General features: G+C 62.3%; 13 protein-coding genes. 4 read left to right on the forward strand and 9 right to left on the reverse strand.

The features are described from left to right. From EN993_RS05660 to uxuA, 6 genes are all read right to left on the reverse strand, one after another. Positions 1 to 639: ATP-binding cassette domain-containing protein (locus EN993_RS05660; protein ID WP_164757551.1), on the reverse strand; the 639-nt coding region annotated here is incomplete at its 3' end. After that, the gene (locus EN993_RS05665; RefSeq protein ID WP_127262608.1) at positions 629 to 1,612 is read right to left on the reverse strand and encodes an ABC transporter permease; all 984 of its coding nucleotides are present in this window, start codon (positions 1,610 to 1,612) and stop codon (positions 629 to 631) included. The genes EN993_RS05665 and EN993_RS05660, both read right to left, overlap by 11 nt. Positions 1,613 to 1,732: 120 nt before the next feature. Next, positions 1,733 to 2,764: a sugar ABC transporter substrate-binding protein gene (locus EN993_RS05670; RefSeq protein ID WP_109672119.1), complete on the reverse strand. Its 1,032-nt coding sequence runs from the start codon at positions 2,762 to 2,764 to the stop codon at positions 1,733 to 1,735. A 74-nt stretch (positions 2,765 to 2,838) separates the two neighbouring features. Further along, a complete protein-coding gene (locus EN993_RS05675; protein ID WP_127262609.1) occupies positions 2,839 to 3,642 on the reverse strand; it encodes an IclR family transcriptional regulator in 804 nt (267 codons plus the stop codon). Then, the gene (locus EN993_RS05680) at positions 3,642 to 4,793 is read right to left on the reverse strand and encodes an extracellular solute-binding protein (protein ID WP_127262610.1); all 1,152 of its coding nucleotides are present in this window, start codon (positions 4,791 to 4,793) and stop codon (positions 3,642 to 3,644) included. Before EN993_RS05680 ends, EN993_RS05675 begins: the two co-directional genes overlap by 1 nt. A 132-nt stretch (positions 4,794 to 4,925) precedes the next feature. Next, the gene (gene uxuA / locus EN993_RS05685; protein WP_127262611.1) at positions 4,926 to 6,110 is read right to left on the reverse strand and encodes a mannonate dehydratase; all 1,185 of its coding nucleotides are present in this window, start codon (positions 6,108 to 6,110) and stop codon (positions 4,926 to 4,928) included. Between the two features lie 168 nt (positions 6,111 to 6,278). Here uxuA and EN993_RS05690 point away from each other — a divergent pair, with 168 nt between their 5' ends. The 4 genes from EN993_RS05690 to EN993_RS05705 are packed head-to-tail and all read left to right on the forward strand — an operon-like array spanning position 6,279 to position 9,659. Next, on the forward strand, positions 6,279 to 7,061 hold the full coding sequence (locus EN993_RS05690; protein ID WP_127262612.1) for a FadR/GntR family transcriptional regulator: 783 nt from the start codon (positions 6,279 to 6,281) through the stop codon (positions 7,059 to 7,061). Beyond that, a complete protein-coding gene (locus EN993_RS05695; protein ID WP_127262613.1) occupies positions 7,054 to 7,839 on the forward strand; it encodes an SDR family oxidoreductase in 786 nt (261 codons plus the stop codon). The genes EN993_RS05690 and EN993_RS05695 overlap by 8 nt, the downstream gene beginning before the upstream one ends. A 3-nt stretch (positions 7,840 to 7,842) precedes the next feature. After that, complete coding sequence (locus EN993_RS05700) at positions 7,843 to 8,961, forward strand: mannonate dehydratase (protein WP_127262614.1); 1,119 nt, start codon at positions 7,843 to 7,845, stop codon at positions 8,959 to 8,961. After that, positions 8,958 to 9,659 carry an RraA family protein gene (locus EN993_RS05705; protein WP_109672105.1) on the forward strand — a complete coding sequence of 234 codons (702 nt, stop codon included), beginning with the start codon at positions 8,958 to 8,960 and terminating at the stop codon, positions 9,657 to 9,659. Before EN993_RS05700 ends, EN993_RS05705 begins: the two co-directional genes overlap by 4 nt. A gap of 175 nt (positions 9,660 to 9,834) precedes the next feature. On the opposite strand, the gene ugpC is transcribed toward EN993_RS05705, so the two are convergent. Genes ugpC through EN993_RS05720 form a run of 3 tightly spaced genes read right to left on the reverse strand, consistent with a single transcriptional unit; the run spans position 9,835 to position 13,302 of the window. Then, positions 9,835 to 10,947 carry a sn-glycerol-3-phosphate ABC transporter ATP-binding protein UgpC gene (gene ugpC / locus EN993_RS05710; protein ID WP_109672102.1) on the reverse strand — a complete coding sequence of 371 codons (1,113 nt, stop codon included), beginning with the start codon at positions 10,945 to 10,947 and terminating at the stop codon, positions 9,835 to 9,837. A gap of 49 nt (positions 10,948 to 10,996) precedes the next feature. Further along, positions 10,997 to 12,415 carry an FAD-binding oxidoreductase gene (locus EN993_RS05715; protein ID WP_127262615.1) on the reverse strand — a complete coding sequence of 473 codons (1,419 nt, stop codon included), beginning with the start codon at positions 12,413 to 12,415 and terminating at the stop codon, positions 10,997 to 10,999. 2 nt (positions 12,416 to 12,417) lie between these two features. After that, positions 12,418 to 13,302, reverse strand: coding sequence for a PfkB family carbohydrate kinase (locus EN993_RS05720; protein WP_245468652.1), 885 nt, complete (start codon positions 13,300 to 13,302; stop codon positions 12,418 to 12,420). Positions 13,303 to 13,362 lie beyond the last annotated feature (60 nt).

Consider the following 13,362-nt stretch of genomic DNA (forward strand, 5'->3'; position numbering starts at 1 on the left):
GACATAGACCACCGCGATGCCGAGCGCGGCCAGTCGGCGGATGACGGTGAACAGCAGCGAAACCTCGTTAGGCGTTAGCGAGGACGTCGGCTCGTCCATCACCACCACGCGGGCTTCGTGGGCGAGCGCACGGGCGATCTCGACCATCTGCTGCTGGCTGACCGGCAGCGACCCCGTCCGCGCCGCCGGATCGACGTTGAAGCCGATGCGGTCGAAAAGTGCTGCTGAATCGGCGCGGATCTTCTTCCAGTCGATCGAGCCGCCTTTGCCGGTCGGATAGCCTTCAAGGAAGATGTTCTCGGCGACGGTGAATTCGGAGATCAGCGCGATCTCCTGGAACACGACCTTGATACCCTCCTTCAGGCTGTCGCGCGGCGACTTGATGTCGACCTCGCGGCCACGCATGCGGATGGTGCCGGCATCCTTGCCGTAGACGCCGGCCATGATCTTGATCAGCGTCGACTTGCCGGCGCCGTTCTCGCCCATCAAGGCGTGGATCTTGCCTGGCTCCAGGGTGAAGTCGACATTGTCCAGCGCCACGACGCCCGGAAAGCGCTTGTCGATGCCGCGCAGTTCCAGCGCCGGCACGTTCGTGTCGATGGCCGCGCCTTCGCCAGGGTGGAAGAAATCAACGGACATTGGCTCTGTTCCGGATGATGTCGAGATAGGTTGCCAGGATGATGATGACGCCAGGGACCACCATCTGCAGGTCCTGGTTCCAACCGAGAATGATGATACCGTTGTCGATCACCTTAAGCACCAGCACGCCGAGCAATGTGCCGAACAGCGAGCCCCGACCGCCGAGCAGGCTGGTGCCGCCGAGAATGACGGCGGCGATCACCGTCAGTTCGAAGCCGCGCCCGGCGGTCGGTTGGCCGGCATTCATCAGCGACGACAGGATCATGCCGGCGACGCCTACACACAGGCCAGTGACGATGAAGGCAAACAGCTTGAGGCGTTCCGAACGCACGCCGGACAGCCTCACCGCCTTTTCGTTGGCGCCGACCGCATAGAGGTAGCGGCCAAGCGTGGTGAAGCGCAGCGTCACATAGGCGACCGCGAAAATCAGTGCTGCCAGGATGACGGGCACCGGCACCGCGCCGACATAGCCGGCGCCGAGATCGGTGAAGCTGGTCAGTTGGTTGTGGTTCTGCACCGCTTCGCGTGTGAACAGATAGACGCCGCCCTGCAGCATCATCATCGTGCCGATGGTGGCGATCAGCGAGTTCACCCTCAGCCTGGTGACGACCAGCCCGTTGAACAGGCCAACCCCTCCGGCAAAGGCAAGTGCCGCCAGCATGCCGAGCGCGAGGCTGTGCGTCGAATTGAGCACGGCCATGCCGATGCAACCGACAAAGGCGAGCGACGCGCCGACCGACAGATCGACCTCGGCGGTGATGATGAGCATCGTCATGCCCGAGGCAACGATCAACACCAGCGCGCATTGGCGCAGGATGGCGATGATGTTGGCCTCCGAATAAAACTGTGGCGCCGCGATCGAGATGGCGATGCACAGCACCGCCAGGATGACGCCCAGCACGAGCTGGCTGCTGCCCAGAAGCTGGCCGCCGATAAAACGCCTGGGCGCGGAAGCGTGTGTAAGCTCGCTCATATCAGTCCATTCCCGAGCCGTTTTGCATCAGGCGCCGGAACCCGTCGCCTTGTCCATGCCGCCAGCGGCACCTGACTGCCCGCCCTTCCCGCGACGCGGGAAGGGCAATGTCGACCAGCCTTACTTCTTCAGGTCGGCCGAAGTCTTCATGCACTTTGCCGGTGGCTGCAGTGCGTTGACGGCATCCCATTTGATGGTGCGGGTAGTGCCGTCGTAATCGTAGAACTTCTTCCAGTCCTCGCCGTTCATCGGTGCGGTCGGGCTGACGATGTGCTCAGGCACTTCCTCGTTGTTGAAGAGTTTCACCGCGGCATCGATGGCGGTGAAACCTTCCTTCTCGGGGAACATCGCGGCTTCGATCCTGTAGGACGGCTCGTTCTGCATCGCGTTGATGAAGGCAAGCCCCTCACCACCGGTGCCGACCGTCAACAGGCCATCCTGCGATTTGCCGGCCGCTTTCCAGGCCTGCAGGCCGCCGAGCGACGATGAATCGTTGATGCCGTAGATGATGTTGATGTCGGCGTTCTTTGCCAGTGCCGCCGACGACACTTCGAGCGCGCGGTCCGGATTGCCGCCGCCGTCAAGGTCGTGGACCATGACCGCGTCAGGGATGATCGTCTTCAGTCCGTCCATGAAGCCGTGCGAGCGCAATACCGTGGCGGAAAGCAGCGGCAGCCCGACATTCATCACCTTGGCAACGCCGCCCAGCTTTTCCTTGGCATATTTGCCGGCCTCGACGCCGGAGAAATAGCCGGTGTCATAGTCGCAGATGGCAACCATGGTCGTCATGCCCTTGACCGGGTTGCCTTCAAGCACCACCGGGATGTTGGCAGCTTTGGCTTGACGCAGCAGCGGCACCACACCTTCTTCATTCACGGGGGTGATAATCAGCACATCAACGCCCTTGGCGATGAAGTCTTCGGCCGCGGCGACCTGCTTGGATATGTCGAGATTGGCGTCCTGCACCTCGACCTCGATGCCGAGTTCCTTGCCGTGAGCCTTCATGCCCTTGATGACATTCTGGTACCACTCATGGGTGGCGTAGTTGGTGACGTAGCCGATCTTCTTCGGCATGTTTTGCGCTTGGGCGGAGGCGGCGGCGAAGGCGACGGCTGCCGCCGAGGCAAACAGCATTGTTTTAGACCAGTTCATACTCTTCTCCCAATTTTCATCAGTACGGTTCAGTCTTAGAACGGTAGGCCCGCCGTCCCGGGTTGCAGTCAAAGTCAGGTCGCGGCGTCACCCGCACCGAGAGCTGCGGAAACCTTGTTGGCGGCAGCCATGGTACGCTCAAACACTGTCTCGCGGTCGAAGCGGGCGGCCTTCTGCGGCAAGAAGGGAACCGTCAGTGCCGCGATCACGGCGCCGGTGTGGTCTCGAACCGGCATAGAAATGTTGATGCAGCCATCGACGGCCAGAGAGGAGCGCATCTCGAAGCCACGATCCAACGCCTCTGCGAGCCGCACCTCGATTTCGGCACGCGACCCCTGCCCTTCACCGGCAGCGACGATGCGCTCGACGATGGCATCGCGATCAGCCGGGCTCTGGTGTGCCAGGAGCACGGCGCCCGAACTCGTCTCCATGATGGGGAAATGCGAGCCCAGCGCCACCGAATAGCGCATCGGCAAGGGCGAATCGATCTGCAGGACGACCAGGACATTCTGGCTCTCCCGCACCACCAGATGGCAGCTTTGATCCGCATTGGCCGCAAGCTCCCGCATGACCGGCAATGCGCACTCCACCAGCCGGTTAACGGGAGGATGCATATGGGCCAGTTCGAAGAGCTTGAGCGACAGACGGAAACGGTCGCCGCGCGTGCGCAAGATGAAGCCGCGTTTTTCCAGCAAAAGAAGGATGCGGTAGATTTCGTGGATGGAGCGGTCAAGGCCGTTGGCAATTTCGGTCTGGGTCAGCGCCTCGCCCTGCGCGGCCATGAATTCCAGGATATCGAGTGCCTTCTCGGCTGCCGGCGCGCGATATTCGCCGCGCCCGTTTTCGCCGTCATCAAATGCCCTGGCGACGGTGGCCATCACGCGACGCTCCGTACCGACTTCGTCGAGGGCCGCGTCTCGCGGTAACGCCGGTTTATCCAGGCAGCCAGTTCCGTGATCGACAGCTCGCCGGCGATGGCAGCCCCGACACGCGGCGCGGTCTCGCGGAAAAATGTTATGAAGCCGGCATGGGTAGGGCGCAGATAAGACGACTGTATCGTCTTCAGCGTATCGGCAAAGAAGTCACCCGAGGTGGCATTGACCGCCTTGTCCTGCCAGGCCGATAGCGAGCCGGGCTGCCCGCCGGCGCTGACATACTGGCCACGCTGGTTGTCTGGCGAGCAGAGAAACAAGGCATAGTCGATCGCCGCCTGCACGTTGCCCGACTGGGCGCTGACACCGATGCCCGCGCCACCAAGCAGCGCGCCGGCCGAACCCGGCGTCGGCGCGTCGGCGAAGCGCAGCTTCGGTGTTTCGCTGCGTGATGCATAGTTCACATAGCCGAAAGCGAACGGGACATAGACGACGTCGTCATTGGCAATCATGTGGTCGTAGCAGCGGATGGGGTTCCACTGCCGTGAGCCCGGATGCGACAGGTCCGACAGCTCGCGCAGCTGGCCGATGGCTCGTTCGACCTTGTCGCGGCTGATGAAATCGTCGGCCTCTTCCTGCGGATCGCCAAGCGTCAGCAGCAGGCACATGGCATCCGTCGGGACCAGAGGCAGGCCGAGCCATTTTCCATCCTTGCGGGTACGGCGGCCGAGATCGACAACATCGCCATGGGAGCGCGGGGCATCGCCATAGGCGGCCATCAAATCCGGCCGAAAAGACGCCACCTGACAGGCGGCATCGATCGGGAGTGCCCATTGGCGCCCCTCCCTGGCGTAGGATTGCCACGACTTGCCAACCGTATCCCGTTCGAAGACCTGGCGCTGCTCGCCGGTCAGATGCTCATCGAAAGGAACCATGAGCCGGCCACTGGCGATCTCGCCAATGAACGGGTGATCGAAGACGACGAGATCATACTGGCCGAGAACCCGGTCGATCGCCCCTTCGCCAAATTCGTAGAGGCTGCGGCGATCCCATTCGATCTCGAGACCGGGATGGTTTGCGCAATAGGGTCCGACGCTGGCGTCAAGCGGACCCCAACAACGCCTATGATCCCACGCCAATCCGCGCAGCTTCGTCATACTCTTCAAATCCTCCCGGCGGCCGGACAACAGCCGGCCTTGCCGTCGACATAGCACTAATTTTCATTGGTGCAAACTATTTTCACTTACACAAACTGCGCAAATGACCTCCCAGCGATCCAAAGCAGCGCTTCAAGCCAGATCGAAACGTTCCACGGCGCGCATGACGCCACGCAGCTCGGCGAGGCCTTTCAGCCGGCCGATCAGCGAATAGCCGGGATTGATCCTGGTCTTGCCGATGTCGTCGGCGAGCAGATGGCCATGGTCTGGTCGCATCGGAATGCGCCAGTCGGCGCGGCCTTCCCTGCGACGGCGCGTCTCTTCCTGCATCAGAGCCAGGATGACATGCGCCATGTCGGTGCCGCCCTCGAGATGCTCACCCTCATAAAACGAGCCGTCATCCTCGATGGTGATGTTGCGCAGATGAGCGAAATGGATGCGGTCGGCAAATTCCTTGACCATGGCGACGATGTCGTTGTCGGCGCGTGTCCCGTAGGAGCCAGTGCAGAATGTCAGGCCATTGGCGGGGCTATCGACGGCGTTGAGGATGAACCGCGCATCCTCGGCGGTCGAAACGATGCGTGGCAGGCCATAGAGCGAGAAGGGCGGGTCGTCGGGATGGATGCACATGCGTACCCCTTCCTCTTCGGCCACCGGAATGATCTCGCGCAGGAACCAGGCAAGGTTGTCGCGCAACTCCTTTGGTCCGATCGCATCGTATTCCGCCAGGGCCGCGCGAAAACTTTCCCTGTTGTAGCTGCGCTCGGTCGCTGGCAGGCCGGCGATCAGGTTGCGCTCGATCCTGTCGATCGCCTCGCTGCTCAACTCCTTCAGCCGCGCTTCCGCCTCAGCGATGCGGGCGGCGCTGTAGCTGGCCCCAGCATTGCTGCGCTTCAGCACGAACAGGTCGTAGGCCGCGAAATCGATCGCATCGAAACGCAGCGCATAACCCGTCGTCGGAAGCCGATAGGCCAGATCGGTGCGCGTCCAGTCGACCACGGGCATGAAATTGTAACAGATCGTCGCAATGCCGGCCTTGGCGAGCGCGCGGATGCTGTCGCGGTAGAAGCCGGCATAGCGCTCGCGTTCCGGTGCGCCGATCTTGAAGGAGTTATGGACCGGGATGCTCTCGACAACCGACCATGTCAGGCCAGCGGCCTCGATGATCCGCTTGCGCTCCAGAATGCTCTCGAGCGGCCAGGCACGCCCGTCATAGATATCGTGCAAGGCCGTCACCACGCCTGTCGCACCTGCCTGCCTGACATGCTCAAGCGTCACCGGATCACCCGGTCCATACCAGCGCCAACACTGTTCCATGAAGCCTCCTAAACGTCAGAAGGCAATCTTATTTGTTGGACCACAAACCTGTCAACAAGCAAAAATTGGATTTTCATCGGGCCATTCCAACTTTTTTGAGCGCTTTCGGTTGATTTCTTATCTGCTCGGCCCTAGTCTTGGTCCAACAAATATCCAGGAGGCAATCACTTGGAGCAGGCTGATCACGACCCGGCGGGAGCGACAGAAGACGCTAGGCCCAGCAGTTCGGCCGTCGACCAGACCGTGCGGCAGATTCTCGACCTTATTCGCAATCGCGCCATGTCCGTCGGCGACGTCCTGCCTACAGAAAGGGAGCTCTGCGAACTGTTTGGCACCAGCCGCAATACGATACGCGAAGCGCTGCGCACCATCCGCACCTATGGCCTGATCGACCCCAAGCCGCGTGTCGGCGCGGTGCTGGCCGATCGCCAGAATGTCGCTATCCAGAACTTCTTTGCTGCCCAGATGGACATCTCGAGGACGTCCTTCAACGATATCCAGGGGTTTCGCCGCATCATCGAAGTGAGCATCGGCGACCACATCATTCTCAATGCCAGCGCCGCCGAACTTGACGCCCTGGACGAGGTCAACGGCCTTATCGAAACCAGCAAGGATGTCCAGGAGGCGGCGCAGCGCGATTTCGATTTCCACCTGGCGCTGATGAAGCTCGCCGGCAACCGCATGCTGGTGCAGACCTACCAGTTCCTGTCGCCGGTTATCCAGCACATCATGACCGTCGGGAAATCCATCCGGCCGGTGCTCAGCGAAACACGTCGCGCACATGGCGAGATCATTGCGGCGCTGCGCGCGCGCGATCGCATCGCCTATTGTTACCTGATGAGCCGGCATCTCGATTTCGGCTTGCGCTTCGTTCCCGACGACCTCGAAAACGCGCGAACCTCGCCGGCGCAGCCGGACCTGACATCTTCCAAGGATTTGCACCATGTCTGATTTTGAGAACAAGGTTGCGCTGATCACCGGCACGACCGGCATCGCGCTCGCCACCGCGAAGCGTCTGGCGCAGGGGGGTGCTGCGATCATCGCCTGCGGTATCGATGAAGCAGCCAATGCGGCCATGCAGGAAAGCCTCGCCGGAGCCGGGGCGAATGCGCTGGTGCAGACGGTTGACGTTTCCGTTTCCGACCAGGTTCGTGACGCGGTCACGGCGGGCGTCAAGCGGTTCGACGGTATCGATATCATCGTCAATTCCGCGGCTATCCATCCGTACGGGACCGCGACGACGACCGACTGGGAAACCTGGAACCGGGCGATGACGGTCAATATCGGCTCGATCTATCTGACCGCGCATTTCGGCATCCCGGAAATGATCAAGCGAGGCGGCGGCGCCATCGTCAATGTCGCCTCGGTGCAGGGTTTCGCCTGCCAGCAAAACGTCGCCGCCTATGCCACGACCAAAGGCGCCATCCACACGCTGACGCGCTCGCTGGCGCTCGACTACGCGACATCAGGCATCCGGGTCAATTCGGTCAGTCCGGGCTCGATCCGCACGCCGATCCTCGAGAAGGCAGCGCGCGGCGACAATGGCAGCGACGCCGATGTCGATGAGGCCTACAGGCGTTTCGGCGCGGCCCATCCGCTTGGCCGCATCGGCGAACCCGAGGAAGTGGCGGAGCTCATTGCTTTCCTGTGCTCGTCGAAAGCCGGCTTCTGCACCGGCGCCGACTACAAGATCGATGGCGGCCTGACCGCCGGCATTGGCGTGAAATAGATCATGAAGATCGGTCTTGGCCTTTACCGGGAGTCGCTGACACCAGGCAATTTCCGTTTCGCCCGTCAGGCTGGCGCCACCCACATCGTTGCCCACCTCACCAACTATTTTCGCGGTCGCGACCCATCGCTGTCGGCCGGCAGCGAAACGGAAGGCTGGGGCGACTGCTCCACCGATGAACTCTGGAGCTACGAGGACTTCGCTGGCCTGGTGAAGACCGTGCGCGACAATGGACTGGAGATCGCGGCGATCGAGAATTTTTCACCCCGCTTCTGGTCCGACGTGCTGCTCGGCGGGCCCGATCGCCCGGCGCAAATAGAAGGGTTGAAGCGCCTTGTTCGCGATGCCGGGCGCGCCGGCATTCCATGTATCGGCTACAACTTCTCGATTGCCGGTGTCTGGGGCTGGTCGCGTGGCCCGTTCGCGCGCGGTGAGGCCATGTCGGTAGGACTGGACCTTGCCGCCATCGATCCAGATCTGCCCGTTCCCGACGGCGTTGTCTGGAACATGCGCTACCGCGCCGGCCGGCCGAATGCCGAGCCGGTGAAGGTCAGCACCGATGAGCTTTGGCAGCGGCTCGGTGTCTTCCTGCGCGAGATCGTACCGGTGGCCGAAGAGGCCGGCGTCGTGATGGCGGCGCACCCCGACGATCCGCCGGCCGAGGCGCTGCGCGGTGCTGCGCGGCTCGTCAACCGGCCGGAAAAATACGACCGGCTGATGGATATGGTCGACTCGCCGTCCAATGGACTGGAACTCTGTCTCGGTTCGCTGCAGGAAATGCCTGATACCGATGACATTTACGAGCACGTCCGGCGCTTCGCCCGACGCCAGCGCATCGGCTACATCCACTTCCGCAACGTGCGCGGCAAGGTGCCTACCTACCACGAGACCTTCGTCGATGACGGCGATATCGACATGGCCGAGATCGTCCGCATCCTTCGCGATGAAAACTATGACGGCGTGATCATCCCCGATCATACGCCGGAAATGTCCTGCGACGCACCGTGGCACGCCGGAAAGGCTTTTGCCTTGGGCTATATGCGTGCGCTGGTTCAGAACGCCGCAGCGCTGGGACCTTCCCGCACCGCCAATTCCACGAGCACCCTAAGGCAAGGCTCATGACAAGATCGACGCGCCTCTATGCCGACGACGCTGAAATGTATCGTTTATTCGAAAAAGAGCTCTTCGTCGCGGTGGTCGGAGACGTAATGGATACGCTGGGGCTGCAGCATCAGTTCCTTCCGCCCGTGTTCAAGCCGGTCGACGAGAAGACGCGCTTGCTCGGTCGGGCCATGCCGGTGCTCGAATCCGACATCTTTCTGTCCAACGAACCGACCCGCAATCCGCTGATGACCAAACCGTTCGGGCTGATGTTCGAAGCGCTGGATGATCTGAAGCCCGGCGAAATCTACGTCGCCAGTGGCGCTTCGCCGCGCTACGCGCTGTGGGGCGAGCTTATGTCGACCCGCGCTAAGATCCTCGGCGCGCATGGCGCGCTGGTCGACGGCTTTGCTCGCGACACCGACGGCATCAAGGCGCTGGAATTCCCGTGCTTCTGCACCGGTTACTATGCACAAGACCAGGGCGTGCGCGGCAAGGTCATAGACTATCGCTGCGCACTCGAGATCGGTGGTGTGCGGATCGAGCCGGGCACGCTCCTGTTCGGTGATAAGGAAGGGGTCCTCGTTATTCCACGGCAAGTGGAGGAAGACGTCGTTCGGCTGGCCCTCGAAAAAGTACGTGGCGAAAGGCTTGTCGCCAACGCGATCCGCGAGGGCATGAGCGCGGTGGAAGCCTACAAAACCTTCGGCATTATGTGACACGTCGGTTGATCGACCTGCGCAAGACGGTCGACGCCGTTTGTATCCCGTTGACCAAACTGGATCTCGCGACCCTTGCCAGACGGTCTCCAAAATTCGGTGGCTTCCTGACGTGTTGAGAATGTGGGCGCGATGCGCACAGGCATTCAGGCGATGCATGGTGCGGAGACCGTCATCAATCCAGTAGGAGAGCTACTTCCTGATGCCGGAGTGAGCGGCCGTCGCCATCGAAAAGGTGCAGATCCTGCGGGTGCGCTGACAGCCTCACCGCGCTTCCGCGGGTGACTGCGGCATTGCCAGGCAGCTTGGTCACCAGCGGCAGATCGGCGCGGCCGATGTCGATATAGACAAGCTGGACCTCGCCGAGTTGCTCGACATAGTCCACTGTCCCCTCGAACAGAAAATCAGGCCCGGTGACGACGAACAGGTCTTCCGGTCGCACGCCGAAGCTGACCTCAGTTCCCTTGGAGGACGCTGGCGTCGCCAGGGGCACGGTCACCTTGTTTGCGCCTATATGGCTGATCGCCGTTGTCGCACCGGCGGTCTCTATCCTGGCCGGCACGATGTTCATGGCCGGTGAGCCGATGAATTGGGCAACGAACAGATTGCCGGGCCTTTTGTAGAGATCCATCGGCGTGCCGACCTGTTCGACGTGACCGTCCTTCAGCACCACGATACGGTCGGCCAAGGTCATCGCCTCGACCTGGTCGTGGGTGACGTAGATCATCGTCGTGTTGGGCATCGATTCCTTGAGCTTGGCGATCTCGATGCGGGTGGCGACGCGCAACGCCGCGTCGAGATTCGACAGCGGCTCGTCGAAGAGGAAGACCTTGGGATTGCGCACGATGGCGCGGCCGATGGCGACGCGCTGGCGCTGGCCGCCCGACATCGCCTTGGGCAGACGATCGAGATACTTGGTCAGTTGCAGGATTTCAGCCGCTTGCTTCACCCGCTGGTCGATCTCGGCCTTGCCGACCTTGGCGATCCGCATGCCGAAGGCCATGTTCTCGTAGACCGTCATGTGCGGATAGAGTGCGTAGGACTGGAACACCATGGCGATGCCCCGCTTCGACGGCGGCACGTCGTTGACTATCTCGCCATCGATGCACAGGTCACCGGAGGTGATTTCCTCCAGCCCGGCGATCGACCGCAGCAAGGTCGACTTGCCGCAACCCGAAGGCCCGACGAAAACTATGAACTCGCCAGATTTTATGTCGAGGTTGACGCCATGGAGAATGTCGACACTGCCGTAGGACTTCCTGATCTGCCTGAGTGTCAGATCGGCCATTGTGCTCTCCTCGATTGCATGACGGTGGGCAAGGTGCTCGGCATAATGCCTACTTCTTGCGGTGGCCTGGCTTCAGCCCAGCCAGCAGATTGGTGATCTTGTCCGCCCTCCGGTTGCGGATTTCGACGTCGTTCTTGCGGCGGACTGCGCTGCGGACGAGCTTGGCGCCGAGGTAACGGAACGGTTCGGGCGGCAATGACATCCGGCGTTCGATGCCAACCAGGCCGCTGGCGCTCCAGCGATCCTTGCGCTCCAGCACCAGACTGGCCAGGATTCGCCCGCCAATCGGCGTCTGTGCGATGCCGGTTCCGTTGAAGCCCATGCCATAGAAGATGTTGGGATGGCCACGCAGGTGATCGAAGACCGGGACGTGCTCGGGCACGCAGTCGATGGGGCCTGCCCAGTCATACTCGACCGGCACATCACGCAGCGCCGGATAGACCCGACGCAGCTCCCGCACATTGTCGCGGCCATGCTCCGGGCTGCGGTTGAAGCTGGCGCCGAAGTTCCCGCTGAAGGCCACGTTGCCGCTTCCCCGGCCGAACACGACCCTGCCCTTGCGGGTACGCTGATAGTACAGAACCTGGCTCTGGGAGTCGCAGATCGAGGTACCGTCGCGCCAACCGATCATGTCGAGCAATTCCGGCACCGCGGCAGTAGCGATCACCTGGCTGTCGACGACGTAGAGATGGCGGCGCAGCTCCGGCAGCGCCGAGAGCCATGCATTGGCTGCGAGCACGACCTTCTCGGCCTGCACCATGCCCCGCGCCGTGCGCACCTTGCATGTCCTGCCTGGCTCGATGTCGAGAACCGGGCTGCGCTCATGGATGATCACGCCGCGCGCCAATGCCAGGTTGCGCAATCCGATCGCCAGTTTGGCCGGATGGACCGTACCGGCATTGGTCTCGACGACACCGGCATAGGATGCGGATGAACCGGTGCGGCGTTCGATGTCCTCGGCCGTCAGCGGCTTGAAACGGTTCTCTCCCACCGCCGCCGTCATGGCAACGGCGTGCTCCCACGCGCCTTCCTGGGCAATCGAGCTCGCTGTCCACAGCCATCCGTCCAGCCGCAGATCCATGTCGATCGTGCCGTTTTGCTGCAGCGCCTTCAACTCCGCAATCGACGCCACCGTGTCGGCACAGAGTTGTCGCGCCTCTTCGAGGCCGACGACCGTGCTGATCTGGTCGAGCTCGGCGAACCACGAGTGGACCTGACCACCATTGCGCCCCGAGGCGCCTGAACCACAAAGGTCCGCTTCAAGGACAACGACCCGCGTTTCGGGAGCAAGCTCACGGATACGCAGCGCCGTCCACAGGCCGGTGTAGCCGCCGCCGACGATCACCACATCGGCGCGCTCATTGCCCTGCAATGGATCAGTCACCGCGCCGGCGCCGATATCCTGCAGCCAGAACGACCGGTCGGACGGAAGCGCTGCTGCCGGCTGTCGCAGACGAAGTGTCGTCACGGTCAGGCTCCCTGCGCGTCGGTGATGAAGCTGGCGTATTTGGCCGGCAGCCATTCTGGTATGGGACGGGGCTTCTGGGGAAATCCGCCGAGATGCGTACAGGTCTGCGCCGCCGCTACTGAAGCTGTGTGCAGCGCTTCGGCTGGCCCCCGGCCTTCGAAGCGGAGCGCGGTCAGGAATGTCGCGATGAAACTGTCGCCGGCACCGCATGTGTCGACCACGTCGACCAGTGTGGCCGGCGCATGCACGACACCCTTGCCGTCATCGAAATAGGAGCCGCGGCGTCCGCAAGTGACGACAACCTGCCGCGCGCCGGCGGCCCTGAGTGCGGTGAGCAACGGCTCGACCGGCTTATCGACCTCGTCAGGCCCTGAGGCAAACAGCAGTGGCACACCGTCGAGCGGCAGCGCCAGATGCGTCGTCGATACGTCGATGCTGAACGGCACATGGTCTGCCACCAATCGTCGGACAAGGTCCTTGTTGGCGTTGGTGCCGAGATGCACCCAGTCAGCTCCGGCGATAACTGCATAATGCTCCGGCGCCGGCATGTAGTTTTCACCGACCCCGAACGATTCGTGCAGGAACTTCCGATCCCCGGATTCGTCGCGGAGCAAGGTGACGGCGGTGTCGCCGGGGCGCCGTTCGACATCGTCCGGCGACAGGCCGACACCTGCCAGTTCGGCAAGCACCACGTCACCCTCGGGGTCCTCGCCGACGGCGCCGAAATAGCGTGCCGTCCAGCCGTTGCGCCGCCACTGCGCTGCAACATTCAGCGCATTGCCACCGACGGTGAGCAGGCCGCTGGTGAGATAGGTGTCGAGGCAATTGTCCCCGACGGCGACGAGCTTTGGCTGCGTCATGCCGGCACCCGGAAGGTCAGAAGGCAAATGTCGGCTCCGATCAGCTGATGGAAAGCAAGCTGCGGCATGAAGGGGTCCTTTCAGGGA

The organism is Mesorhizobium sp. M7D.F.Ca.US.004.01.2.1 (assembly GCF_003997785.1).
GTDB lineage: Bacteria > Pseudomonadota > Alphaproteobacteria > Rhizobiales > Rhizobiaceae > Mesorhizobium > Mesorhizobium loti.